This window comes from Microcoleus sp. EPA2 (assembly GCA_020882975.1).
GTDB lineage: Bacteria > Cyanobacteriota > Cyanobacteriia > Cyanobacteriales > Microcoleaceae > Microcoleus.
The window spans coordinates 157959-183101 of sequence record JAHRFD010000009.1 but is presented as its reverse complement, the minus strand read 5'-3'; the positions used below and the strand labels follow the sequence as shown (position 1 = coordinate 183101).

General features: G+C 42.4%; 23 protein-coding genes. 19 read left to right on the top strand and 4 right to left on the bottom strand.

The genetic code is table 11. The features are described from left to right. The first annotated feature begins 70 nt into the window (after window positions 1-70). The 17 genes from AAFP14_RS11295 to AAFP14_RS11215 all read left to right on the top strand — a co-directional run bounded on the left by AAFP14_RS11295 (window position 71) and on the right by AAFP14_RS11215 (window position 20618). Window positions 71-427 carry a hypothetical protein gene (locus tag AAFP14_RS11295; protein WP_341732356.1) on the top strand — a complete coding sequence of 119 codons (357 nt, stop codon included), beginning with the start codon at window positions 71-73 and terminating at the stop codon, window positions 425-427. Window positions 428-681: 254 nt separating this feature from the next. After that, complete coding sequence (locus AAFP14_RS11290) at window positions 682-858, top strand: hypothetical protein (protein ID WP_341732355.1); 177 nt, start codon at window positions 682-684, stop codon at window positions 856-858. 110 nt (window positions 859-968) lie between these two features. Continuing rightward, window positions 969-1502, top strand: a complete 534-nt coding sequence (locus AAFP14_RS11285; RefSeq protein ID WP_341732354.1) for a type III secretion system chaperone family protein — start codon at window positions 969-971, stop codon at window positions 1500-1502. Between the two features lie 145 nt (window positions 1503-1647). Next, window positions 1648-1857 carry a hypothetical protein gene (locus AAFP14_RS11280; RefSeq protein WP_341732353.1) on the top strand — a complete coding sequence of 70 codons (210 nt, stop codon included), beginning with the start codon at window positions 1648-1650 and terminating at the stop codon, window positions 1855-1857. Between the two features lie 133 nt (window positions 1858-1990). Next, a complete protein-coding gene (locus tag AAFP14_RS11275; protein WP_341732352.1) occupies window positions 1991-2116 on the top strand; it encodes a hypothetical protein in 126 nt (41 codons plus the stop codon). Between the two features lie 154 nt (window positions 2117-2270). Continuing rightward, window positions 2271-3542 (top strand): hypothetical protein, encoded by a 1272-nt coding sequence (locus AAFP14_RS11270; RefSeq protein WP_341732351.1) that lies wholly within the window; start codon window positions 2271-2273, stop codon window positions 3540-3542. Between the two features lie 17 nt (window positions 3543-3559). Then, window positions 3560-4924 (top strand): DUF1822 family protein, encoded by a 1365-nt coding sequence (locus tag AAFP14_RS11265; protein ID WP_341732350.1) that lies wholly within the window; start codon window positions 3560-3562, stop codon window positions 4922-4924. A 74-nt stretch (window positions 4925-4998) separates the two neighbouring features. Continuing rightward, a complete protein-coding gene (locus tag AAFP14_RS11260) occupies window positions 4999-5511 on the top strand; it encodes a hypothetical protein (RefSeq protein WP_341732349.1) in 513 nt (170 codons plus the stop codon). 324 nt (window positions 5512-5835) lie between these two features. Next, window positions 5836-6846, top strand: coding sequence for a S1C family serine protease (locus tag AAFP14_RS11255; RefSeq protein WP_341732348.1), 1011 nt, complete (start codon window positions 5836-5838; stop codon window positions 6844-6846). Window positions 6847-7058: 212 nt separating this feature from the next. Then, on the top strand, window positions 7059-8900 hold the full coding sequence (locus AAFP14_RS11250) for a macro domain-containing protein (protein ID WP_341732347.1): 1842 nt from the start codon (window positions 7059-7061) through the stop codon (window positions 8898-8900). Between the two features lie 51 nt (window positions 8901-8951). After that, on the top strand, window positions 8952-9206 hold the full coding sequence (locus AAFP14_RS11245) for a type II toxin-antitoxin system RelN family antitoxin (protein ID WP_341732346.1): 255 nt from the start codon (window positions 8952-8954) through the stop codon (window positions 9204-9206). Further along, a complete protein-coding gene (locus tag AAFP14_RS11240) occupies window positions 9196-9561 on the top strand; it encodes a type II toxin-antitoxin system RelE family toxin (protein ID WP_341732345.1) in 366 nt (121 codons plus the stop codon). Before AAFP14_RS11245 ends, AAFP14_RS11240 begins: the two co-directional genes overlap by 11 nt. A gap of 45 nt (window positions 9562-9606) precedes the next feature. Next, entirely contained in the window at window positions 9607-12429 is a 2823-nt protein-coding gene (locus tag AAFP14_RS11235) for a pentapeptide repeat-containing protein (protein ID WP_341732344.1), read from the top strand. Between the two features lie 295 nt (window positions 12430-12724). Then, window positions 12725-14218 (top strand): hypothetical protein, encoded by a 1494-nt coding sequence (locus AAFP14_RS11230; protein ID WP_341732343.1) that lies wholly within the window; start codon window positions 12725-12727, stop codon window positions 14216-14218. Between the two features lie 5 nt (window positions 14219-14223). After that, window positions 14224-15408, top strand: coding sequence for a DUF1822 family protein (locus AAFP14_RS11225; protein WP_341732342.1), 1185 nt, complete (start codon window positions 14224-14226; stop codon window positions 15406-15408). A 20-nt stretch (window positions 15409-15428) separates the two neighbouring features. Then, window positions 15429-17666, top strand: a complete 2238-nt coding sequence (locus AAFP14_RS11220) for a protein kinase domain-containing protein (protein WP_341732341.1) — start codon at window positions 15429-15431, stop codon at window positions 17664-17666. A gap of 33 nt (window positions 17667-17699) precedes the next feature. Beyond that, window positions 17700-20618, top strand: a complete 2919-nt coding sequence (locus AAFP14_RS11215; RefSeq protein WP_341732340.1) for a CHAT domain-containing protein — start codon at window positions 17700-17702, stop codon at window positions 20616-20618. A gap of 68 nt (window positions 20619-20686) precedes the next feature. On the opposite strand, the gene AAFP14_RS11210 is transcribed toward AAFP14_RS11215, so the two are convergent. Continuing rightward, complete coding sequence (locus tag AAFP14_RS11210) at window positions 20687-21409, bottom strand: hypothetical protein (RefSeq protein ID WP_341732339.1); 723 nt, start codon at window positions 21407-21409, stop codon at window positions 20687-20689. A 453-nt stretch (window positions 21410-21862) separates the two neighbouring features. Between AAFP14_RS11210 and AAFP14_RS11205 the strand changes: the two genes are divergently transcribed. Then, complete coding sequence (locus AAFP14_RS11205) at window positions 21863-22963, top strand: CHAT domain-containing protein (RefSeq protein ID WP_341732338.1); 1101 nt, start codon at window positions 21863-21865, stop codon at window positions 22961-22963. A 236-nt stretch (window positions 22964-23199) separates the two neighbouring features. Here the strand turns inward: AAFP14_RS11205 and AAFP14_RS11200 are convergent, their stop codons facing one another. Further along, window positions 23200-23529 carry a XisI protein gene (locus tag AAFP14_RS11200; RefSeq protein ID WP_341732337.1) on the bottom strand — a complete coding sequence of 110 codons (330 nt, stop codon included), beginning with the start codon at window positions 23527-23529 and terminating at the stop codon, window positions 23200-23202. After that, the gene (locus AAFP14_RS11195) at window positions 23517-23759 is read right to left on the bottom strand and encodes an element excision factor XisH family protein (protein ID WP_341732360.1); all 243 of its coding nucleotides are present in this window, start codon (window positions 23757-23759) and stop codon (window positions 23517-23519) included. Before AAFP14_RS11195 ends, AAFP14_RS11200 begins: the two co-directional genes overlap by 13 nt. A gap of 415 nt (window positions 23760-24174) precedes the next feature. On the opposite strand from AAFP14_RS11195, the gene AAFP14_RS11190 reads away from it, so the two are divergent. Next, window positions 24175-24717 carry a hypothetical protein gene (locus AAFP14_RS11190; RefSeq protein WP_193976520.1) on the top strand — a complete coding sequence of 181 codons (543 nt, stop codon included), beginning with the start codon at window positions 24175-24177 and terminating at the stop codon, window positions 24715-24717. Here AAFP14_RS11190 and AAFP14_RS11185 read toward each other — a convergent pair. After that, a complete protein-coding gene (locus tag AAFP14_RS11185) occupies window positions 24714-24884 on the bottom strand; it encodes a hypothetical protein (protein WP_341732336.1) in 171 nt (56 codons plus the stop codon). The genes AAFP14_RS11190 and AAFP14_RS11185 overlap by 4 nt on opposite strands. Window positions 24885-25143: the final 259 nt, after the last annotated feature.

The window sequence follows — 25143 nt, the reverse complement described above, 5'->3', positions numbered from 1 at the left end:
ACAAAATCTTATCACTTTTGCGAAAGCTTTTAGTTACAAAATACGTATATTTAACAATTATTTGCAATAAGTGGAAATTAAAGCCGTCCTAGAAGGACGGGGCTTTAGACCCAATTTTTTGGTAAAGTCGGTTTTGCACAAGAATATGGGCTGGGCTTTGTTGGAATTGCGGGATTATGAACAAGCGGAAATACAACTAAATGCCGCGATCGCACTTTTGGGCGATCGGGCTGCTGCGTACTGTCTTTTGGGGCGGGTGCGAGAAGCTAAACAAGATAACAGAGGGGCTTTAAGGGCTTGGCGCAACTGTCTGAGATATGCTTCCAAGGAAAAATATCAGCCCGAAGTGGAAAATTGGCTGATGGAAGCGAAAAAGCGCTTGGAAATTGAGGGAAATGATGGGGTGACAATTACCCAAAAACCTTGAGAGACAAAGATTTGTATGGATCAGTCCTGGACGCACAGGAGACCAAAAACCCGGTTTCTGCCTGAATATTTGTCGAAAAAACCGACGATTTTTGGAAGAAACCGGGTTTTTTGCGTCCAGGAATATGGATTATAGACGGAAAAATCAGGGCGCGAGGCTCATGTTTGCATAAAAAACTCCAAACATTCCCGATAAATAAACAGAGGGAAGCAAAACCTCAAGCTTGTTTACCCCTGTTGAAGTAGGAGTCAATTATGCAAAGGCCATTTACCGTCTTAGAAACAGCCTTGATTTCGCTGTTAGTTGCCAATTCGATCGGCACTATCTACTTCGGGCCGAAAACGAGCGCTGCTTTGGCCGCACCGGGCGATCGACTTCTCATCCCCACCACAGCCCAATGCGAATGTCCGAAAACTCCACCAGCCAAATAACAGCAATCAATTGCATAATTCTTGATTGCTTGAGCGATATACAAATAGCAGCGGAAAAACAGCGCTGCTATCCACCCGAAAATCTACTATAAATTAGGAACCCGAAACTCATGGCTACCACCCTTGCTTTTATTGCCCACTGTCTGGAACAACGCGGCTGGAAATACAATTTTGATGCTGATAAATGTCGGATTATTACTGGTGTCAAAGCTGAAAATGTGGATGATTTTGGCATCTGCATCCAGCTTAGCGAAAATGGCGAATTTCTGCAATTTGTTGCGCCGCAATTGCTGGCAGTGAAAGATTGCCTTCATAAGGGTGTCCTGTTTCAAACTATGCTAGCTATTAGTTGGGAAGTCAAGATGCTGCGGTTTGAATATGACCCTACAGATGGCGAAGTTCGCGCTTCTATTGAGTTGCCGATCGAGGATTCTCAGTTAACGGAACGTTTGTTTAATCGGTGTTTGAGTGGTTTGATTGAGTTGGTAGACTCGATCGCCATGCCTAGATTAAATGCAGTGTTAGCCACGGGAGTCGATCCGGGGCCCAAAAGCTTAGCCGCACATTGGTTAGATGGGATACCCGATGAGTTTTTGAATTTACTGGGAGAGGCGATCGCCCATCGCCGTCAACTCGATACTTAGGGCTTTTTCTGGGATTTCCCATTAAATTCGATCCCCCTAAATCCCCCTTAAGAAGGGGGACTTTGAAGAAGTCTCAACCCCTTGAAAAGGCGGACTTTAAGACTCTTGCTCCCCCCTTTTTAAGGGGGGCTGGGGGGGATCTCTTTTGACTAAGGACAACTGTCAACTTTCAACTATGACGGCGATCGCGGGGGCATCGCCCCTACCAACTGTCAACTATCAACTATCAACTACTCATGAACCAACAACACCAGCAAGACAATTTAAGAAAGTATTACCCAGCCTTTGTCTGGAAGCTTTTCCCTTTGCTAAGCCTTTTTATTGGGCTGGTTTTATCTGTTCTGGTTTGAGTTAATAGCTATTATATGGCCTGTAGGGGCGGGTTTCACCAAGATACTTGTCACCCACGGATAATCTTAATAAACCCGCCCCCACCCAACAGTCAAGCCAATATTCAACATTATAAACCCAGTGATGTAGCAATTTCTATGTCCTTTGCCGATCGCCCTGTCACTACCCAAAATATCTCCATTTCTAACAGTTTATCTCTACTAGGCCAGTGTAAAAATCCAAAACGGGCGATCGAACACAGGAGGAATTTGGAGGCGATTTAGGTGACGCGGCTTAAGGTTAAAGAAACCGGGTTTCTGCCTAGATATCTAGTTGACAGCCGACTATTTTTCAGAGAAACCCGGTTTCTGGTCTTGGTGGGGGATACTTTCTGGGTATAATTGAGAGCATCCCTTTTTTGCTGAACCCGATCGCCCCATGCACGAACTCGATCGCCTCCTCCAAGAACTTGTATCCCAAGCCCAATTATATCCCAAAAATACCGCTCCAAGAAAGCGCAAAATTATACCGCAGTTGTGGGGTATTATGTTTCCTGGCTCAAGCTTACGAGGTAACAAAAAACCTACAGATGATGAGGCAAAACGCCGATTAGCTGGCATCAAAAAGCGGTGTCGCGACCGATATCTGTCAAGTTTAGAAGGTGATTTTGAGAACGATTGGCGGGATGCTTTACAAAATACTCAGAAAGAGATATTCAACAACATTAATATTTTTAATAAAGGAGTTGATTCCAAGTTGTATCAAGCATGGCTGAAATTTAGCGAAACATCACCATCACAGCGAACCCCCGAAGTTTATTCTGAATTCGACAAACAAGTAGACAGATTTCGCCGCAGCTTTATACAAAGACGCAAAAACAAGAAAACTCAAACCTATCCGCCAGAAAAAAATCAACTCCTAGTTCAAGCCTGCGAAAGTTTATGCCAAAACATTGAAAATAGCGAAGTGGATTTACAACAAGCCTGGAATACTTTCTGCGATGAAGTCCAACAACTTTATCGACCTCTCAAGTTTTGGAACTGGTTTGCTCGTTATTTACAATTCCGGTTTATTGATATCATCCGCCCGCGACTCAACGTAGTTTCAGGAGATGCACCGGCTGCGCAACCAGATGGTGATAGCGCCAGTGAAACCAGATTCGCTCGAATTCAAAGAAAAGCCAACTCAAGGCTATCTCCAGAGGTGATTAAAATTATCTGTCAAGATCCAGATGGCATTTTTACGGGCAAGCATATTAGAAATTTTATTAATGTTAACTTTCGTGCGATCGCCCTTTTAAAGTTTAAACAGGCTAGCATAAAAGAAATTCAAGAACATTTTGGGAATAGAGTCAATGCTCAGACAACAATCAGTCCTTTTTACACCCGTACCTGCTCTTATTTCCAGCCAATTATCGAAGAGTATTTAGAAGCACAATTAGCCTTGCCAAAATCGGCGATCGAACAAATAGTCACCGACTCTGAAGGGAAGTATAATAGAAGAAGAATGCCCGATCGCCCTAACATTACTTTCCAAGGAATAATTCGAGCGCGATTGGAGGGGGTGCAATCTTGGACAATTCTCTCCAGACAGTTACAAGTCAATGTCACCGAACTAATATATTTTTACCTCGACGGTATCAGTTACTTTCAACTGATGCCCAAACGGCAGAAACGAACCCGCAAAAATAAAAACAACACCGCAGAGTAAACTAGGAGAAAACAGCCATGACTTACACCAGTCAATCGATGTTTGCAGTACCCCTGACATCAAAAGCATTGAAACTAGCAAAATCGTTTCAACAGCAATATGAAACTCCCGCAAAAGCCAGACAAGTTTATCTAAATACTTTGGCAGTTTATGCAGTGGATACCTACTGTCAGTGTTTGGGAATAGAAACCGATTTAGAAGCTTCTGATAGTTTAAATCCAGTCATGCAACCTTTGATGGATGTCGCCGATCTCGAAATCACAGGTATTGGGAAACTAGAATGCCGTCCCGTGTTACCAACTGATGAAAAATGTTATATTCCGACGGACACTTGGGAAAATCGGATCGGCTATATGGCCGTAGAAATAGATGAATCATCAAGAGAAGCAACTCTCTTTGGCTTTTACCCACCCATCAACCCTTTAGAAATGATGGAGCAAGTTTCTTGTGATAGTTTTCAGCCCCTAGAAGCATTTTTAGACCATCTGCACCGACTAGAAACTGCCCTGGATTTTTTTCATAGTCATAACCCCGTAGCTGTTAAAGTTAGAGAGAGATTGAACGAGCAATCTCTGCCTGAAATTATCGCTGAAATGGAGCGGATATATCGCACCTATAACAAATACGAACGACGCTATGCGGGGGGGGAGTTTTTAGCGAGTTATGTGCCTGCAAAACCGGATTTTGCTTTCAGAGGTGACACACCTATTGTGGATAGAGAAGAGTCTGATGATTCACAACAAACTGAGTTGCAAGATTTAGCAGAAGAATTGCTAGAAAAGTTAGATGAAATCTGGGGTAGTGATGACTCAGATACATCGGTTAATTCCGAATCTCCAATTAATCAAAACAGTGATGCCACAGCGCCAATTCCACAAGCTGCAATAGTTCCCCCATCCACAAATACTACTGGTATAATAAGTTTAAATGAATGGTTGCAAAAATCTGAAACTAATTCTCAATACAACTGGCAGAGTCTGGAATCATTTTTAAGCAACAAAGAAGGAAATCTAATTTTTAGATTTGCCAGCGCCCCCCGTTCCCGCACTGCTGACACCGAATCGCCAACCCTTAGCGCGAGTAACGTGAGAGAAATCTCCTTGGCTGGTTATCCTGTTGTATTGATTGTCAATTGCCAAAAAAATACCGAAAAAACCGAAGTTCTGATCAGATTGTATCCCCTATCTGCTGCACAAACCTATCTGCCAGAGGGGATAAAACTGATTGTAATTGATGGTGAATCGGGAGAGATTTTTTTGGAGGCTCAAGCGCGGAGTGCCGATAATTGGATTCAATTGGAATTCAGCGGTGAAGCAGGAGAGCCTTTTAGCATTAAGGTAGCCCTGGGCGATTTGAGTGTTACGGACAATTTCGCGATTTAGGCTGCATAATTTGTCATCCTTGGCCCGATAAAGAAATGTAACCAACATTCACATCGATCCAAGGAGTGCCAAAAATGCTCGCCCGTTCAAATAGCCAAACACCAGCCCCGTTCAACTTCAAGCCCTTCTCTGCCTTCATCTTCCTTGCAGCTATCTTCACCCTCTCAACAACCGCAGCCAAAGCCCAACTGAGAGTTGGCGACTCTATGTCTTGCGGGCAGGTGCGGATGCACGGCGGCATGGGAGGTGTGGGCTTTAGCGGTCAAACAATGAATATTTGTGTCCCCACAAGTAGCCTCCAAACTTCCTTTCGGCGAACCTCCAATCGAGGGGCAGATTTAACGATTCAGCCGACAACTTGCGGTACTGGGGCGGCCACCGGCGTTATCCCCATTTCCTTTGGTGGTGGCAATGGAATGTTTGTCGAAGGTGGTATCATGCTCGACCAAATGTTTCCGATGAATCGCAACGGTGGAAGCTGCCCGCCGATGTCGGTAATTATGCAGCTTGCTGGTGAATGCAGTCGCGGCGATCGAGATGCTTGCGGCGGTTTGAATAGAATTCGCCGGGCCGGTTGTGCGATTTAAAAAGGTTTGTAGTGCGAACTTTAGTCCACAGATTTCTCGATTTAAAATTCGCACTATAAACTATAGCAATCCTAAATGATTCGCAAAATTTGTAGGGGTAGTGCCCCCGTGCCTACCCCTTATCTATCAGGGCAACCACGGGGGGATTGCCCCTACAATAATTACGCAAATGATTTAGGACTGCTATATAAACTATAGCAACCGCCAAGTAGCTTTGTTCATTGCTCCCTTCGACTCCGCTCAGGGAGTAATGAACAAAATACTTTAATATTGAAAGAGTCATTAGACTTTTTCCTGGTTAATTTGTAGTTTTTAATTAATACTATGAAATTTCAATCTGTCATCATTTTTCCGATTATTTCCCTGGTGGCGATCGCCAATAGTGCTTGCAATAAACTAGAAGCTGCGATGCCTCTACCCATCGCCATTTCTCCTGGTGAACCCATCCTCGCTCAAAACCGCCAAACTTCCCCTCAACCTGCTATTCGTGGGGATTCGGAACAAGTGGGAATTCAAGTTTATCAAAGGGCACTGCCCGCATTTGTGACGATTAATGCTGGCGGTAGTTCTGGTTCGGGAAGTGTGGTGCGTGCCGACGGTTTAGTGCTCACAAACGAACACGTTGTTCGGGGTGCGAGACAGGGTGCAGTGGCAGTTGTTAACAGTAATGGTAATCGCTATCGGGGGCGAGTGCTAGCAACAGATGTCGCTAACGATCTAGCTTTGATTCAATTGGAAACAAACGATCGCTTTCCGGTGATTCCTCTAGCTGAAACTTCAGGGATTCAAGTAGGTCAACGGGTGTACGCCATTGGCAGTCCTTTTGGGCTGTCGGGAACTCTCACAACGGGAATTCTCAGTCGCATTGGGCGTAATGGAGATTTGCAAACGGATGCGAACTTAAATCCGGGGAATTCTGGCGGTCCGTTGCTGAATTCTCAAGGTCAATTAATTGGGGTAAATAAGGCGATTTTGAGTCCTGACGGCCGCAGTAATTCGGGGATTGGCTTTGCAACTTCCGCACCCGTGGCGCAACGGTTTATCCAACAGGTAATTGCTAGAAGAAGTTCCCCGGAAACAAATTCGTCCGAGACAGGTTCTCCGAGACGTTTGGGGGTGAATATCGATCGCTCTAATTTATCTATCGAGTCGGTGGAAAGGGGTTCTGTGGCGGCGGCGGCAGGGTTAAGAAGGGGCGATCGGTTGGTGGCGGTTAACGGCCGCCGGTTGCGACAAATCGACCAGTTGCTGAGGTTTTTGGACGGCGGCCCCGATACAATGCTGTTGACTGTGGAGCGCGATCGACAGTTACGGGAAGTTCGCATAAATTTTTAATGCGATCGCAAAAATTTTTGAAATTAATTTAAAACCCGCCGGAGTCTGCTAAGATTAGTGGATGATACGGCGGGCTATTTGCCTGGAAAGTGGATGAAGGGAGAGTGAAAAACAAATAATTGTTGAATATCGCTAATAATTATTGAGTTAATATCACTTATTTTGTAAATTTTAAGATTATTTTTTTGTGTTATATCTAAGGGTTTAGGGGAATGGGTAAAATAGTTGTCTTGAGTTTTACAGCGGGTGATTGTGAGCAAGGATTTCAGCACGTCAGCTTGGAAATTAAGGAAGATAACCACCGCCCGCTAAAAAAAATTGATGGCAATTTGCCATCGGCACCGCAGATTCCGCAGCTATACAATACTTGGCAGTCAAAATACCGTCAAATGGGGTCAAGGGTGCGAATTGAACCGAAATCAGGACAGGTAACAAATTATTCTATTTGCGATTTAGAAGCGGACAGCGATGCTTTAAGACAACAGCTTAATGATTGGCTCACATCTCCTGGATTTTCTCGTGCGATAAATATTTTAGGGATGACAGTCTCGCAAAATGAAGAAGTGCGAGTAATTATTCAAACTGAAGACTTGAACTTACGGCGCTTACCTTGGCATTTGTGGGAGTTTTTCGACCACTACCAGAAAGCGCAAGTAGCTTTGAGTTCTACTGCTTATCAGCAAATAGACTCACAGAGAAATAGAAATCAAGTGAGAGTTTTGGCAATTATTGGTGACAGTACGGGAATTAATTTAGAGAGGGATAAGCACGAGTTAAAAAGAAATTTACCCAATGCCGAGATTGTATTTGTAACGCAACCAGAACGCCGAGAAGTTTACGATGCAATTTGGGATGCGGGCGGATGGGATATTTTGTTTTTTGCAGGTCATAGTCTGAGCGCATCTGATGCTACTACAGGAAAACTTTTTATTAAACAAGGGGAAAGTTTAGAAGTTAAGGATATGAAAGCTGCTTTGAGAAAGGCAATCGGCAGGGGCTTAAAGTTAGCAATTTTTAACTCTTGCGATGGATTAGGAATTGCCAAGCAGTTAGCTGAATTGAATATGCCGCAAGTAATTGTGATGCGAGAACCGGTGCCGGATGTAGTGGCTCAAGAATTTTTAAAGCGTTTTCTTGAGGCGTTTGCTCGCGGTGAATCGCTATATTTAGCTGTACGAGAAGCGCGGGAAAGGTTGGAAAGCGTGCAGGGTGAATTTCCTTGTGCAACTTGGCTGCCGGTTCTTTGTCAGAATCCTGCTGAGGAGCCGGTGAGTTGGCAAGAGTTATCTAGTCAAGTTCAAGATCAAGTGAATCAGCCATGCGCTCAGGATGAGATGAATCAATCATATTTTCAGCCTAACTTAAGTAAAAACCAAAGTAAGCGAAGTCAAAATCAACCTTTTTTTGAGGGGATGATTGGTAGATCAAGACTGATCATCAAATACTGTGACATTACTACGCTAAATGTCGATGTAATTGTTAGCTCAGATGATACTGATATTTCTATGGGAGGAGGTGTTTCAAAAGCGATTTTGATAGGAGGCGGAAACAGTGTATGGGAAGAAGTGAGAATAAAATCCCCTGTTGAGTTAGGAAGTATTGCTATTACCAAAGCTGGGAAACTCAAAGCCAATAAAATTTTTCATTGTGCTGTTTTAAATAATTATAATCCGGCTTTTACAAACATTGATTTAATTAGAGACGTAACAACCAAATGCCTTAATACTTGCGATCGATTAGGTTTTCACTCGATAGCATTTCCTGCGCTGGCCACAGGAGCAGCTCGTCTATCACCAGAGGAATCAGCTTTTGCTATGATCTCTGAGATTGTTTCTCATTTAAGGGGTGAAACAAGTATCGCTCTCGTAATTTTAGCGCTGTATGCACGTCCTGAGCTACCAGGCAATATAATCTCCATTTTTCATGCTCAAGTCTCAGAATTGCTGAATAATGTCCAATCTTCAGAAATGAAAATTTACTGTCAGTATTGCGGCTCTGAAAATGTTGCCGATGTTATGTTTTGCGAAAGCTGTGGCTCTCTACTCAGGAAATGACTTCGCTAATGTTGAATGTAATATAATAGATACAAACTTGAGGACAACCAGATGAAAGCCATTGAAGTCACAGGAACCCTAGATGAAAAAGGTCAATTGTCCCTCGATTACCCCATTGAAAAATTCCCCCCTAGTCGCGTGCGAGTGATCGTACTTTTTCCCGAAGTAACAGATGAAGTTGAAACCGATCCTGATGATACTCCCATTGCAGAAGTAAAAGCGAGTCTCCGGCGAGCATTAAAGCAAGCTAAATCAGGACAACGCATCCCCCTTTCTGAAATGTGGGAGGGAATAGATGTCGAATAACACGCCTTTTGTCCAGATTGATTTAACGCCTGAGTATAAACGGAATTTACGGGAATTATCCAAAAAATATCGCAATATCCGGTTAGATACTCAGCCAATTATTGAACAATTTCAAGGTGGCAACTTTACAGGCGATCGCCTTTCTGGGATGGGTGAAAATTATGTAATCTTCAAGGTGAGAGTTAAAAATAGCGACATCCAAAAAGGGAAAAGTGCGGGTTATCGACTTATCTATCAAGTTGAGTCACAAATGAGCATACTTCTCCTGAATATTTACTCTAAATCAGACCGAGAAGATATTAGTCCTAATGAAGTTTTTAGCATTTTAGACGAGTGCGATCGAGATGATACTTAATGTTTTCTATAACTGCTTGTTTTACTTACCTATTTGTAACTAAATATGACTCAAGACTTCTCTGGTCAAAATCTCCGAGGACGCAATTTCAAAGGTCAAGACTTTACGGGTGCAAACTTCTCCTATGCAGATATCCGAGGGGCGAATTTTACTGATTCTATCTTGATAGGTGCGAACTTTAGCCATGCTAAAGCAGGACTACCAAGCCAATGGAAATTTTTACTACTAGCATTTTCATTAATTGTCGCATTTTTCGCAGGATTTGCAGCAGCCGTTGGTGGCGCTTTTGTCGGCTCTTTTCTAGCCACTAAATATGAAAAGTTTTTCACCTATCCGGGCATATTTTATTTTATAGCCTGCATCGGTTTTATCAGCCTTCTTGTCTTTAAGGAGGTTAAATCAGTTTTTACTTTATCTATGGGCATAGCTTTTACCTTTGTTTTGGTTTTAACATTTAGTTTTGGTTTATCTATAGAAGTAGCTGAGCCTGTAGGTTTTGCTTTAGTTTTAATTTTAATTTTGGCTTTTATCTTTGCTTTAGCATTAGCTTTAACTTTTGCTGAAGTTGTAGCTGAAAAGTTTACTTTTGCTGTGACTTTGACGTTGTGTGGCTCTGCGATCGGGCTTTTACTTGTAACTTTTGGTCCCAAATTTGCAGACGTGAGGGCTGGGGCTGCAATTGGGATGCTATTTGGTACTTATAGTGTTACTTTTATATCCACTTATATTAGCTGGAGAGCTAAAGCTGAAGACATGAGATTTTTATGGCTAAAAAATCTAGCCGTCGAATATGCAGCTATAAAAGGTACTTACTTTCAAGGAAGCGATTTAACCCATGCTAATTTTACTAAAGCTACTCTCAATAATACTGATTTTAGCAACGCAAATTTGACGCGCGCTTGGTTTAATAAGGCACAAAAACTAGATCGGGCTAAAGCAGATAACACTATTTTAGCCAAGCCCTTGATTCGAGACTTACTCGTCACTGGCAATGGTGCTGGAAAATCTTACCTTGGCGCTAATCTCAAAGGAGCCAATTTGATAGGATCTGACCTAAATAGCGCTAATCTAAAAGGAGCTAATATCAGTGAGGCTAATTTCCAAGCCGCTAATTTAGAAGCGGCTAATTTAACGCTCACTGAAGCAATTGGCACTGACTTTACCAGCGCTCAAATGACAGGTGCTTCCCTTGAAGCCTGGAATATAAAAAGTAATACTAATTTGGATAATGTCGATTGTCGATATATTTATCTTTTAGAATCTTCAAAACCCGGAACCGATGACCGCGAACGCCGTCCCAACAGTGGTGAATTTGCACCCGGAGAATTTACCAAACTATTCCAAGAAGTTCTCACGACTGTTGACTTAATTTTCCGCAACGGCGTTGACTGGAAAGCCTTTATCCCCGCCTTCCAACAAGTGCAAGTTGAGAATGAAGACACCGAACTCACTATCCAAAGCATCGAAAACAAAGGCGATGGGGTTGTGGTTGTTAGAGTCAGCGTTCCCCCAGATACCAACAAAGAAAAGATTCATAGGGAATTTACCCAAAACTACGAAATTGCACTCAAAGCCATAGAGGAAAAGTATCAAGCTAAACTAGAAAGCAAAGATGAGCAGATTACGGTTTATCGCCAGCAGCTAGAAGATTCTCGTCAGAGAGAGATTCAGCAAAGTTCCAATATGGAAAAAATTATTGATATCCTGGCGAAACCAGCCCTTAATGTTCCCGTTAACGAGTCTGAAGTTCAAGCTATAGCCGAAGGCCCAACAGCGGTTAATTTAGTTATCCTCACACTGATATCTGGTGACTTTGAAACAGGATTTCCCTTTGTCATCGCTCAAATTTGGACTGAGGATGAAAGATTGCCTACTCAACATCCAGGTGAGTTGCCACCAGCACCATATCTAGTTGATTTTTATCATCTTTGGCATTCACAATATAACCGTTTTATAGAAGTAGAGAAAAAAGCAGCTCGAATGCAAAAAAATATCATACAAGTAACCAATGCTTCTGAATTTACAATTGACAAATTAGCTGAAGAGTTAGAAGAAAAACTAAATAAATGGCTTAATGCCGAGCAATTTCGGCTCATAGATCGAATCCTGCGTGAGAAATTAAACCGTTATGATGAAGTTCAGGTAATCATCCAATCAGAAAATATCGATGTGCGTCGCCTCCCTTGGCATCTGTGGGATTTTTTTAAAGCTTACCGCAAAGCTGAAATTGCTTTAAGTTCACCTTTTTACGATCGACCTTTAAGAACTGCTGTTACCAGAGACAGAATCAGAATCTTATCAATTTTGGGTGACAGTAAAGGAATTAATCTAAATGAAGACCTACAGTTACTAACACAGTTAGATGCAGAAACATCCTTTCTTGTCAAGCCCAATCGCCAACAATTAGATGAACAATTGTGGGATGAGAAAGGTTGGGATATTCTCTGTTTTTCCGGCCACAGTTCCAGCGAAATGGATAGCAGCACGGGTTATATTTATATCAACGATACGGATAAGCTAAGCATTCCCGATCTAAAAAATGCTCTCAGCACAGCCATTGAAAGGGGCTTGCAAATTGCAATTTTTAACTCTTGCGACGGCTTAGGATTAGCGAATCAACTGGCCCAATTGCACATTCCGCAAATTATTGTTTTTCGAGAACCAGTACCTGATGTAGTCGCACAGGAATTCTTGAAAAACTTCCTCACCGCCTTCGCCAGCGGTAAATCTTTCTATCTAGCAGTCAGAGAAGCGCGGGAGAGGTTGCAAAGTCTAGAAAATCACTTTCCTTGTGCTTCGTGGCTCCCCGTTATCTGCCAAAACCCCGCCGAGGTGCCGCCGACATGGCGATCGCTCCAAAATCCCTAACACCCCCCAAAAAACAACTTCCCAACGAAACTGCATAATTTTCGCAATTCCCCACGATACATATATAGCAAGCCATACAGCCCCCCAACGAGGTACTCATGCGCCACCCTAGCCCAGATAGCCCGGTTTCTGGACAACCCCTGCTCGAAATACCCCTCCCAATCCCCAACTCCCCATCCTTACTCAAACTGAAGTCGCCGCCAAAAACCTCGGCTAATTCCTCATCGCATAATTTGCCCGATCGCGATCGATATAACTTCAGCCACTCAAAAATGATTTGGGAGTAGTCACTAGAATGACAGATAGAATGACAGAGATAATTATTGCTCGATTTTCGACTTATTATCAAGTCAATCCCCATCCTCGCCCAGTGCAGGATTATCGCCTAAGACAACATTTAATACGCTTGCTGCAACAGCATCCAGAGCTACATGATGAAACAGTTTTGCTGAGATATTTCTGCAACCAAGCTGCTAAAAGTAACTCGGATTTATTAGCACTCAACTATCTGCTGGCTTATGTGGATATTGCTTGCTACTTAGCGGCGAAATCCACTTACGATGCCTTCCAGACACCGGAGCAGGCTTTGGCAGATTATTTGCAAATTGCCAGAGCTTACATGGCTAACCGAGCAGTAGAATTGTGCACTAAGTTCGATCGCACCCAAAGCAAAATCGAAACCTATCTCAGTCCTCCTCTGCGCGACGCTATTATGAGCGAAGTACGTAAAAATGAACCAACACAAAGGCAAAGTGACTGGGGGCTGCTACGGAGTACATCGAAAAAAGGTCTGAAAACTGCTTTACAGAACTTCGCAATTGGAGAGCCAAAATTATCCCGTTGCTTCCTAACTTGGCAAGGTTTTTTAGAAGTTTATGCCCCAGTTAAAGCAGGCAAAAATCAGCGATTACCGGAGCCAACGGCGGAACAATGGGAGGCGATCGCCCAATTTTGCACCGAGCAACAATTCCCCCAATCCATTCAACCATTCACAGTGCCAGAAGTCAAAGCATTGTTGCAAATTTGTGTTAAGGCGCTGCGAGCATCTACTCACATTCAATTTCATCCACTGGATACAGAAAACCCAGAGTTACAATTAGAAATTGCCACTCAATTCGAGCAGGAAGCATGGTATGGAGAGCAAGATACTGCAAAAGGCGATCGCCTGCAACAGATGACAACTGAATTAGCAAGTGCGATCGTCTCCCTCTCTCGTGACTTTCCTGATGCCAGAAAAATGTTAATCTTGGAACATGGCTTTACTGGATTTAACCAAAGTTACATCGGTAAAGAATTTGGCATCAAGCAATATAAAATTTCGCGACAGTTAACTAGCTACAAAAAATATCTGTTAACAAGTTTGGTGAAGTGGAGTCAAACCCAAGTTAATGTTACCTTCAATGTAAAAGATGTCGATCGCCTCTCAACTCTGCTTGATGAATGGCTGACTTGGTATTGCCAAAATGCAATTCTGTACAAGTTCTTGGAAACCACTTTAAAGCTGCATCCAGCCCTGAAGTTGGAAGTTACGCTGCTGTGCCGCTACTATGGATGTGAGAGAGTAGACGAAAGAGCGATCGCCCAGAATCTTAACATAAAACCAACTGAATTGCAACGAAAATTAGTGCAAGTTAAAACAATTTTGCAAACGCAATTACACAATTGGTTACACCAAAATCTTGCACTCAAACCCTGTTCTCTCAGCGCGATCGATAAGTCATCAGCATTGTTAGTAGAACAATTTTTAGCCAACGCCCCCTACGCCCTGTTAACACTAGAACGGAGATAATTACAATGACATTAACCTTAGCACAATTAAGCCTAGCCTGTCCCGATCAACTCTGGCTAGAGTTTTCCGAAAGCCAACAGAAAACAGCTTGGCCTGCAACGCAAGATTACTCCTATGAAGCAGCACTTCATCGCGCTTTCTTAAATCGGCTAACCCTGGCAGTTTTGTCACCGGAATTTTCAGCCGCATCCGAAACCTCTGTCCAACTTGCATCCTCAGAAAACCTGTGGGAATTTGTGACTGGTTTTGCCTTGAATTTGGGCAAAAGTCGCCTAGTAATTATTCCCAGTGAAACCATCGATACTGATGAATTTTCCGTGCCTCAAGAATGGGTGGATATTCCTGCATTGGCGGCGGATTATTATCTGGCTGTGCAGGTGAATTTGGAGGATGGATGGTTGCGGGTGTGGGGTTTCAGCACCCATCGCAAACTGAAAACTGAGGGAAGGTATGATGCGGGCGATCGTACTTATTCCCTGGATGTAGAGGATCTGTTTGAAAACCTGAATACTCTCTGGGTTTCTCAGCAACTTTGTCCAGCCGAGAAAGCCGAAATTCAACCGTTACCGACATTATCTCATAACCAAGTAGAAAGGTTCATAGGTGACTTGGGCAAACCTTCACTTTATTCACCTAGATTGAAGATGTCCTTTGCCCACTGGGGGGCGCTGTTAGCGGCTGATGATTTTAGGGAACAGCTTTATAATCGCCGAATAGGAAAGGAATCGGCCATGCAAAAAGTTGTGAATTTGACTCAAAGTATTTATTCTAACTTGTGGTTGTTTTTGGATGAATTAGTGGAAGTGCATGGTGTGAATTTGTTAGCAGCTAGAGGGGGAAGTAGAACAGAAGAAAATGAAGGCGATCGACCTTCTCAAGCACGGGGTAGAATGATAGATTTAGGAATTCAATTGGTACGTCATCCGGTCGCATTAATTGTCTATTTAAGTCCTGAATCAAACAATAAATGGAATATCCTTTTACAGTTAAGGCCAAGTGGTGGTCAAACTTACTTGCCACCCGACGTGCAGATGATTGTATTGGATGATGCTGGTGAGGTGTTTTTGGAAGCGCGATCGCGCCAAGCGGATAATTGGATACAATTGGAGTTTAGCGGCGAACCTGGGGAAAGATTTAGTGTTAAAGTAGCTTTAGGCGATGCGAGTCTTGTGGAAGATTTTGTTATCTAACTGAGAGTAAAGGGTAAGTCATGGGTAAATTAGTTGTTTTGAGTCTGGGAGAGGGAGACTTTCAACGGGGTTTTCCCGTGACGTTACAGGTGTGGGAAGAGGGCAGTTTTCACACCTCCTTCCTCGGAAAACTCCCGGCATCTGCGATCGATTCATTGTACGATCGATGGCAGTCAGATTACCGCCAAAAGGTGTCTGGCAGAATGACACCAAAACCAGCACAAGTCAGCAACCGTTCAGATACTGATTTAATCGCAAACAGCAAGCTTTTAAAAGACGAGTTAAATAACTGGCTCAATTCCGAGACATTTCGCCCCATAAAAGAGAAGTTCCTGGAAAAGGTAAACACCAGAGAGACTGTGCGAGTAATTGTCCAGACTGAAAATCCCCAGTTGCGGCGATTACCTTGGTATTTGTGGGACTTATTTGTTGAACGTTACCGTTTTGCAGAAGTGGCGCTTTCTTCCCCTACATTCGATCGCGCTCACAAATCGGTGCAGCCCAAAGCTAAGGTGAGGATATTGGCTATTTTAGGCGATTCCTCTCCCGCAGATCCTCTAACTGGAATCCGCCTCGATATCAATGCAGACAAGCAGTTTTTGGAGAGTTTGCCTGATGCGGAAACCGTATTTTTGGTGGAACCAAAACACTACGAATTCAACGAGCAACTTTGGGACGAGCGGGGATGGGATATTTTATTTTTTGCCGGACACAGTAGCAGTCAACCTGATGGTACTACCGGGAAAATGTATATCAATTCTCAAGAAAGTTTGACGGTTGAAGATTTAAAATTAGCTCTCAAAAAAGCGATCGAAAGAGGGTTGCAGTTAGCGATTTTTAATTCCTGCGATGGGTTGGGAATTGCCAGAGATTTAGCCGAGTTGCAGATTCCCCAAATTATTGCGATGCGGGAACCTGTATCCGATTCTGTAGCTAAAGAATTTTTGAAATACTTTTTAACTTCCTTTTCGAGCGGTAAGATTTTAGATCTAGCTGTCAGAGAAGCGCGGGAACGGTTGCATGGAGTAGAAAAAGAGTCTCCCTGTGCTTCTTGGTTGCCTGTAATCTGTCAAAATCCGGCAGAAATACCACCCTTTTGGAATAACTTAAGCGGCAAACAAACTAGGAAATCTCAACAACTATTGTCAGTTTTTAAAGACGATTGTATCGCACAAGAATTAACTTTCAAAGAAGTAATCAATCATCCACATTCTTTGGTTGGTTACAAGCTTGGAGCTTACCTTTTGCAAGTACCAATTGGTTCTGGTGGTAGTGGATTAGTTTATCGAGCATGGAACTCAAGCTTAAGCCTACCTGCTTGCATTAAAATTTTTTACCCGTTTAAATCTGATCTTGCAGGAATAGTGCAAGCAATTGCTCGTGGTGTCATGGGAGTAGCTGCTTTGAATCATCCTAATATTGTCAAAGTATTTGATTTTCAAGAGTTTCAACTTTCAGCTCAGACTTCTTTCTATATTGCTATGGAGTTTGTTTATGGTAAAACACTTGACGAATGGATCGAAGAACTTCCTGATGATAATAAATCTGTTCATGCAAAGCTACAAGTAGCTTATAATATAACTATGGCATTAAAAACTGCTCATAAGTGCAAGTACATTGATGAAGTAGGTTTTGAACAAACTGGAGTTCTTCATGGAGATATTAAACCCACGAACATAATTATTTCTCCTAACAACTTACCAGTGTTGATTGATTTTATGATGGTCGATGTACAGCGACTTCTAGATCCTAATATTGTTCCTTCATACCTATTTTATCAACCAATGCCGATAACTGGGGTATTTGGTACTCCCGGATTCATGGCACCTGAACAAGAGCAACAAGGCATAGTTACGATTAAAACAGATATTTATAGCCTTGGTATGACACTTTTTTCTTTATTCTTTTCTTTTGATGAATACGGAGCACTTCTTAGAGACGAATTTCCAGTAAATAGCAAACTGCATGATGTACTAAGTTTACTGAGACAAATGGTCAATCAAAATCCCGATATGCGTCCGACAGATATGGCAGTAGTTGCCGCGCGATTAGAAAAAATTGCTGCTACATTCAATAGACAACTTTTAAATATACCTAATCAAGTTACTTGTACAAACTGTAAACATTTACTAAAACCAAATATTCGCTTTTGTGAAAAGTGTGGTGTTGCCGTTGCTAAGGTTAGTTGTATGAACTGTAAAGGTTTACTTAAACCCAATGTTAGCTTTTGTGAAAAGTGTGGTTATCGTGTTATTTAAATTTTTTAATTAACGCAAGTAAGAGAGCAAACAATGGGTAAATTAGTTATTTTGACTCTAGAAAAAGAAGACTTTCAGCAAGGTTTTCCTGCAAAGTTACAAATTGGATTAGAGGGCGAACCTCTGTCTGCACCTATCAATGGATATCTTCCCCCAAACCCAAAAATTCCCAATTATTATAAAAGTTGGCAATCAGAATATCTTACTCGCATACGAAACAAATCCAGATTAGACAAATCAAAACCATTCAAGTCTAATGTATCTAATGGTGAAGTTAACGCACAAGCAGAAAATTTAACTATAACCATGAATCAATGGTTTAACTCCCAGGAATTCAGTCTGATTCGAGAGGAATTGGTGCTAAGTCTGAAACCCGATGACGAAGTACGATTTATTATTCAAGCACCAAGCATTCAACTACGACAACTTCCCTGGCATCTTTGGGATTTATTGAAAGACTACCCCTTGGCAGAAATTGCCCTAAGCGCACCAAACTACGGTCAAGTCTCCCCAGCTAAAAAATCTCGCAATAAAGTCAGAATTTTAGCCATTTTAGGTGACAGCGAGGGCATTAACACCGAAAAAGACCGAGAATTATTAGAGCAATTACCCGGTGTCGAAACCGTGGTTCTACCTCAACCGAATCGGAAACAAATCAATCACCATCTTTTCAAACATTCCTGGGATATTTTATTCTTCGCTGGTCACAGTAAAACTGAAGGTGAAAGCGGTCGGATATATATCAACGAAACTGATAACTTAACAATAAATGAGCTAAAAGAACCCCTTGAAAAAGCAATTAACAAAGGTCTCAAATTAGCTATTTTCAACTCCTGTGATGGATTGGGTTTAGCACAAGAAATCGCAGATTTGCAAATTCCTCAAATTATCGTCATGCGAGAGCCAGTTCCCGACGATGTAGCTCAAGCATTTCTAAAGTATTTTCTGAATGCTTTTGCCAGCGGTAAATCGCTTTATCTATCAGTCAATGAAGCACGACAAAAGTTGCAATATTTAGATGAACATCCGCCTAGTGTTTCTTGGTTGCCGGTCATTTGCCAAAATCCGAGTCAGTTAATGCCAACTTGGGATAAGTTGCGTGGGGCTTCAGGTACAAAAACTCGATCGACAATCTGGACTAGAAACCGCGATTCTAAAGAGTCAGAGAATCGAAATTGCTTACTAGCAAAGGTAAAGGATGAAGTAGAGAGTCGCTGGGCACAGTCACTGCACAATCGGGTAATTATTCAACAACCAAAAGAACTTCAGCCCAAACAAGTAGAAAAACCTTGGGGTGTAGAGGTCAGACTCAATCATTTGCCAAATCAAATCTTAAGTCCAGAAACAAGATTAGTCGATGTTTTTCAGCAAAGTAATATCGATAGCAAATTATTAATTATAGGCGATCCAGGAAACGGTAAAACAATCACTTTGCTAGAACTAGCAAAGCAGCTAATTACCCAGGCGGAAGACGATGCAAATCGGGCAATTCCTGTTTTGTTAAACCTTTCATCCTGGAAAGATGAAAAGCAACCTCTACTCCAGTGGCTGAGTGCTGAACTTGTCTCTAAATATGATGTCAGCCTAAATATTGCTCAGGAATTGTTAGAAAATCACCGCATATTGCCACTGCTTGACGGCTTAGATGAAACACTCTGGCAAGAAAGCTGTGTGGAAGCGATTAATCAATTTCGAGAAAGTGCCTATCGCCCTCCGGGTTTAGTTGTATGCAGTCGCAGGGAAGGATACGAATTTATTAATGCCAAGCTCAAACTGAACGGAGCAATCTGTTTGCAACCAGTAGCCCAAGCAGAAGTTGAAAAATATTTCGCCGATGTCAAGTGCCTCAAAATCTGGCAACAAATTAAAAACTCTGACGCTTTCTTGAAATTGTTAGAGTCTCCACTGATGCTAAATCTTATGGCTTTAGTCGGCCAGGAAATGTTACTTGAAGATGAGGTAACGTTCAAATCGACTCAGGAACTCGAAGAAAGTCTGTTGGATATTTATATTCAGCAAATGCTAAAACAGGAAATTAAAAATGTATCCTATTCGCAACAAACAGCACCATCCGCTAAAAAAACTCAAAAGTGGTTGGCATTTCTAGCTAATAAATATCAGGATAATTCTCAGACAGAGTTTTCAGGGTTTTCCCTAGAACAAATGCAGCCCCATTGGTTGCCACATGGTTATAAACAAATTTATGCTTTGGGAGTGGGACTAATTTTTGGTTCAAGTCTGGCGCTGATTGTTGGCAGCGTTGTTTGGTTAACAATTGGCGTACTTTTTGAGCCTTTTTGGGGAATGGTTCTCGTTTTGGCTTTAGCGCTATTTGTAATGCTACCATCTAGTCTTTGGGCTTTTATCACAGTTGGGCAAGCTGAAACAATAGAACCTGTGGAAACTCTAATTTTTTCGTACCAAAAATTATTGCAATCTTTAATTGGAGGCTTGATAGCTGGACTAATTACTTGGAAATTATCAGGAATGATGGTCTTCTTGAGCGTCGGATTGGTTATAGCATTGATTTATGGAGTAAGTGGTTCTAATATCGAGAAAATAAAAATTCCCAATCAAAGTATTTGGCAATCAGTCAAAAATGCGAGTTTATTTGCACTTATCGGTGCAACTAGCATGGCAATACCAGCAGCGATGATGAGCAAACAGCTTCTGGCGATGATCGTAGAATCATCAGTTTTACAGAATAAAATTGGTATGGCAAATATTGTGCTATCGGCTATTATTGTTGGCACACTTTTTGGATTTACTCAAGCAGGGATGGCGGGCATTCAACACTTCACCTTGCGTTTAATTCTTTGGTGCAATGGATACATACCTTGGAACTATGCGCGTTTCTTAGATTATGCTACCGAACGAAAGTTTTTGCAACGAGTTGGCGGGCGCTATCAGTTTATCCATAAGTTATTGCAAGTTCGTTTGGCAGGGAAATAAATTGAGAAAATATGAAGAGGGTTTGTTCAAAAGGTTTCATAGATTAAAAGCACTACTGTAATAGCCAGTTAATAGCCCAAGTTTTTAGCTAATTCAACCAAGATAGGCAAACATTTTCTATTCCAGTGTGTTAGTAAAGTTTGATAAGGAATATTTAGTTCTCTAGCAATACTTTTGATTTCACTAGGAAAATTGTCTAGCAGAATTTTTTGCGAAAGTACCTGACAATTACAATCAGCTCTACCGCGAGGATGAGAATTTTTTAATTTTTCTTCAGGATCTTGCTCAATGTAACGTTTTAATTTTACGGCTAGGGAACGTTGTTCTTGTTGGATTAATCTATCCATTGTGGTAATATCTTGATCCATAGCTACGCAATTATCTAATGAAAAAACTTCCCCTTTTACAATATCGCTCGTACTAAAAATTTGGGGTTGCTTATCTCGCTGACGCTTCACGTCATAGCAATCTCGCCTAAGAATCATTATTACCCAGTGAATAAACATTTTTCGGACCTTCCCAGCGTCGGATGGATTTTCGCAATTTACAGATGCCATATTCAGTCTGTACATTTGTGGAAATTTGTTAATGTTCCGCTTAACATCCCTCATTGTCATCGGGAGAGCTTCATCATAATAGGGTAGCCAACCTTGGCTAAGATATGCCTTGACTTCAGGAAGTTGATCTATAGCCAATGCTAATACTTCGACAGCGTTATGAAGATCTCGATCTCCTTCTGAATCTTGTAAAGCTTGCTTTATTAGTTGGCACAGTGAACTATCATCTATCATAAAAACTCAACTCTGTCAACTATTTTGTGAATTTACGTAAAGAGTGCATGGTTTGGTACTCTGCGGTACCCAAAATAAAGTTTCGTTTTACCCTTCATTTTTACCGATATATAAATAGGGGGGAAAGAACATAGCTCTGAACCCACAGCCCAAAGCGCCCAACATCGGTATCCTTCGATCTGCTTTAGAAGAACCAAGTTGGCTAGCGAGTGTCGGTGTCCTTCGATCTGCTTGACGGCAACGGCACTTAGCATCACAACAAGTGGCTAGGGCTGTTATCTAACATAATATTTGACCGCATTAAAGCGGCTTTGTTTCATGGTAAATCTTTACAATAAAACAAAGCCGGAATTTCCATATGTAAATTTTTACTAAGACTAAGACTACATAAATACCTGGTGTGCTACGTTCTGACATAAGCAGATCGAAGTACACCTGAATTTAGATACCGACATGGGAAAAATTGAAGAAACCGTCCCTTCAGCAGAGGGGCGACGTAAATTGGCAGTTTTGACTCTGGGAGAGCCGAACTGCCGAGGCATTGCAGTAACAGTAAGGATTGGGGAAGAGGGCAGACTTCCTTCAACCGAAATCTCAGGTAAATTACCCACCCGTCGGAAAATTATCGAACGTCTCGATATCTCTCAATCCCTCTATTGCGGTACAAATGTAGGACGACTGGAAGCAGTAGCGAGTCAAGTGACAAATGTTTCCATAACTGACATATCCGAAAAAGGACATATTTTGATGAATGACTGGCTAAAGTCAGAGTCATTCCGTCCCATCCGCGAGATGTTATTGGCAAAGTTAGCGCCAGAAGACGAAGTGCGACTCATCATTCAAACGCGAGACATTCAGTTGTGGCGATTACCCTGGTATGCCTGGGACTTTTTTGAACGTTACCCCAAAGCACAACTTGCCTTGAGCGCCTCAATGTACGATCGCATTATACCGATCGAAACATCAAGAGAGCGTATCAAAATTTTGGCAATTTTAGGGAGCGATTCAGGGATTAATCTTGAAAAAGACAGAAAAATCCTTGAGAAATTGCCCAATGCTGAAATTTGTTTTGTGGTAAAGCCTAAGCGAGAAGAGCTAATGGAGCAGTTATGGGAACAGCAGCCCTATGACATCCTCTATTTTGCTGGACATAGCTGCACTGAGGGTGAAAAAGGACGGCTTTATATCAACGAAACCGAAAGCGTTACCATCGGTGACTTAAAGCATCCACTGCGGAAAGCAATCTCACAAAGTCTGCAATTAGGAATCTTCAACTCTTGCGACGGCTTAGGTTTAGCGCAAGAGTTAGCCTCTTTGCATATCCCCCAAGTCATTTTAATGCGAGAACCAGTACCAGATCGTGTAGCTCAAGAATTTTTGAAGTATTTTCTTCAAGCTTTTGCTACTGGCAAACCCCTATATTTGTCAGTCAGGGAAGCACGAGAAAGGTTGACTGGTTTTGAGTATCAATTTTCCCGCGCTAGCTGGTTGCCAATTATCTACCAAAATCTGGCACAATCGCCACCGAATTGGCATCAACTATGCAGTAGCTAAAAACTAGGTGCGATCGCTTTCTACGCCAATAGGTTAGAAAGCGATCGCGCTATCAACTCAAGACCAAAGCTCTAATCTATTATCATCAATAACAATCAAATCCATGTCAACAACTCCTCAACCCTCCACCAGTATCGGGGAAAATCCGGCAATTAAGACCCACTAGACAAGCCCAAACATCAGTCGATCGCGCTCAAATACCTAATTGATGAAAAAGTAAATCCTCCCTATCCCAATTACCCGACTGCAAACTCAGTAAATTGACGCACATAAGGAGATTTAAAAGCTAAAACAATATCTTCCTTGGGAACTCCGGCGGCTACTAACTCATTCGCTATTCCTGCTTCCGTTCTATCCCTCTGAATCCAAAATTTACCATCTTTTATATCGACGTGAATCACACAGCCGTAAACCCGTTTTTGCTCGTCCCAGCCCAAATGAATGACATGATAATGCTCCCGTTCGGTATCAAAAAGTAATTGAACTTCTGTTTCAGTATCCAAGTCATTCCTTGAGTGTTGAGACAAAATTGTTTGAATTAATTCTTGGTAATCTATTCTTTCCATAAAATTATACCCTGTTGAATAGCATCAAAAATGAGTAATTTGAGCTGATGTTCAGCGATTAATTCTTGAATAAAACGATTGCAGAAAAAATCATTATACACATCTTGGTTTATTGCTAAATACAAAATTCTGTTTGGTTGCTTTTTTCTCAGGGCAGAACGATAGCTGAGAAATTGACCCAAAGCTATATAAAAGCTGGCTAAATCTGATGCACCGATAAAAGATTTAATCTCTACAGCGATTTTGAAGCCATCTTTCTCTGCTGATAAACTCTTTTCCCTGCTAAGTCGATAAAAAAATCAAGTTCCTCTACCTTGATAAAAAGAGGATCGTGAGTGATGATCTATCCCTCTTTTTCTAAAGCTGAACGAACAGCATTGTGAAAAATATCTTTAGCTGACATATTATAGCCACGAAAATGCTTAACCGATCGCTATTAATTACCACTCCGCCATCATATCATCGCAGCCAACAGCGATCGCACTCCAAAAAATTTCCCCCCACTTGGCATAACTCCCCCACCCACCAGCGATAAAGCAATATCAGGCGATTCCACAGCAACTAGCCCCAACAAAACCAGGCTAACGCTGCATAAAACTGAAAACTCCACAGGACTCAATAACAGAGAACAATCCAGAGGTACTTATGACGAACCAAGTAGATCTCAATGAAGTCAGAAACCGCGTACTCACCAACCAACACAGCGACACCGACTTGCCCAATGCAACAGATCGCAGCGTGTTTGTAGACTCCGAAGGTAACATCATCCTCCGCCCCCAACCCGGAACCGAACGCCAACTATCCCGCGTTCCCCAGAAAACCTTCGCAGCCACTGTGACAGCCGATCGCCAAATCGTAGCTCAAAAACTCCCCAACAACACCCAGGAAATGTCCGTCAGCGGCGTTACAGGCTGGGTTTACAGCATTACCAGCGAACTCGGCGACCAGTATACCATGTTCGCTTACAGCGACGGCAGCCTATACCAAGTGATGGTTTTGTTCCCAGCAGTTGCCGGTAAGTTCAATGTCCACGATGCCCACCTGTTTAGCGATGGTCGCATCTGCTTCGGCGATGGAGGCGGCTTGCCCACCTTAGAACAAGCCTTTGCCAAATCAGTCCTCTGGGCAACTGGCTTCAGCAGTTATCTGCGTACCGATCTATTCCCATTCTCCATCAACAACCTCTAAAAGGGCGATCGCAGCCGACCCACTCCGACCAAAGAAACCGGGTTTTTACCGCATCTGTCGGCTGCAACCAAGTATTTAGCCAAAAACCCGGTTTCTCGCCCCCCCATCCAGACCAAAGAAACCGGGTTTTTACCGCATCTGTCGGCTGCAACCAAGTATTTAGCCAAAAACCCGGTTTCTGGGTTCCCAAAATTTACCAAATATCAAAAGTCTCCCATGACGGAACGGCTGAAAGTTTTCGCGGGCAAAGTTTAACTCCCCGTCATAAAAACTTCGCCCTACCACAGGTCAACTAAGAGGGCGGGCACGGGGGCACCGCCCCTACCACAGGTCAACTAAGAGGGCGGGCACGGGGGCACCGCCCCTACCACAGGTCAACTAAGAGGGCAGGCACGGGGGCACCGCCCCTACCACAGGTCAACTAAG

What these genes read in the sequence shown, in the direction of transcription:
- AAFP14_RS11230 (WP_341732343.1), top strand. Translation starts at nt 12,725, where the DNA reads ATGACAGATAGAATGACAGAGATAATTATTGCTCGATTTTCGACTTAT.
- AAFP14_RS11270 (WP_341732351.1), top strand. Translation starts at nt 2,271, where the DNA reads ATGCACGAACTCGATCGCCTCCTCCAAGAACTTGTATCCCAAGCCCAA.
- AAFP14_RS11235 (WP_341732344.1), top strand. Translation starts at nt 9,607, where the DNA reads ATGACTCAAGACTTCTCTGGTCAAAATCTCCGAGGACGCAATTTCAAA.
- AAFP14_RS11275 (WP_341732352.1), top strand. Translation starts at nt 1,991, where the DNA reads ATGTCCTTTGCCGATCGCCCTGTCACTACCCAAAATATCTCCATTTCT.
- AAFP14_RS11225 (WP_341732342.1), top strand. Translation starts at nt 14,224, where the DNA reads ATGACATTAACCTTAGCACAATTAAGCCTAGCCTGTCCCGATCAACTC.
- AAFP14_RS11285 (WP_341732354.1), top strand. Translation starts at nt 969, where the DNA reads ATGGCTACCACCCTTGCTTTTATTGCCCACTGTCTGGAACAACGCGGC.
- AAFP14_RS11190 (WP_193976520.1), top strand. Translation starts at nt 24,175, where the DNA reads ATGACGAACCAAGTAGATCTCAATGAAGTCAGAAACCGCGTACTCACC.
- AAFP14_RS11240 (WP_341732345.1), top strand. Translation starts at nt 9,196, where the DNA reads ATGTCGAATAACACGCCTTTTGTCCAGATTGATTTAACGCCTGAGTAT.
- AAFP14_RS11290 (WP_341732355.1), top strand. Translation starts at nt 682, where the DNA reads ATGCAAAGGCCATTTACCGTCTTAGAAACAGCCTTGATTTCGCTGTTA.
- AAFP14_RS11205 (WP_341732338.1), top strand. Translation starts at nt 21,863, where the DNA reads ATGGGAAAAATTGAAGAAACCGTCCCTTCAGCAGAGGGGCGACGTAAA.
- AAFP14_RS11250 (WP_341732347.1), top strand. Translation starts at nt 7,059, where the DNA reads ATGGGTAAAATAGTTGTCTTGAGTTTTACAGCGGGTGATTGTGAGCAA.
- AAFP14_RS11260 (WP_341732349.1), top strand. Translation starts at nt 4,999, where the DNA reads ATGCTCGCCCGTTCAAATAGCCAAACACCAGCCCCGTTCAACTTCAAG.
- AAFP14_RS11210 (WP_341732339.1), bottom strand. Translation starts at nt 21,409, where the DNA reads ATGATAGATGATAGTTCACTGTGCCAACTAATAAAGCAAGCTTTACAA.
- AAFP14_RS11200 (WP_341732337.1), bottom strand. Translation starts at nt 23,529, where the DNA reads ATGGAAAGAATAGATTACCAAGAATTAATTCAAACAATTTTGTCTCAA.
- AAFP14_RS11220 (WP_341732341.1), top strand. Translation starts at nt 15,429, where the DNA reads ATGGGTAAATTAGTTGTTTTGAGTCTGGGAGAGGGAGACTTTCAACGG.
- AAFP14_RS11255 (WP_341732348.1), top strand. Translation starts at nt 5,836, where the DNA reads ATGAAATTTCAATCTGTCATCATTTTTCCGATTATTTCCCTGGTGGCG.
- AAFP14_RS11245 (WP_341732346.1), top strand. Translation starts at nt 8,952, where the DNA reads ATGAAAGCCATTGAAGTCACAGGAACCCTAGATGAAAAAGGTCAATTG.
- AAFP14_RS11215 (WP_341732340.1), top strand. Translation starts at nt 17,700, where the DNA reads ATGGGTAAATTAGTTATTTTGACTCTAGAAAAAGAAGACTTTCAGCAA.
- AAFP14_RS11265 (WP_341732350.1), top strand. Translation starts at nt 3,560, where the DNA reads ATGACTTACACCAGTCAATCGATGTTTGCAGTACCCCTGACATCAAAA.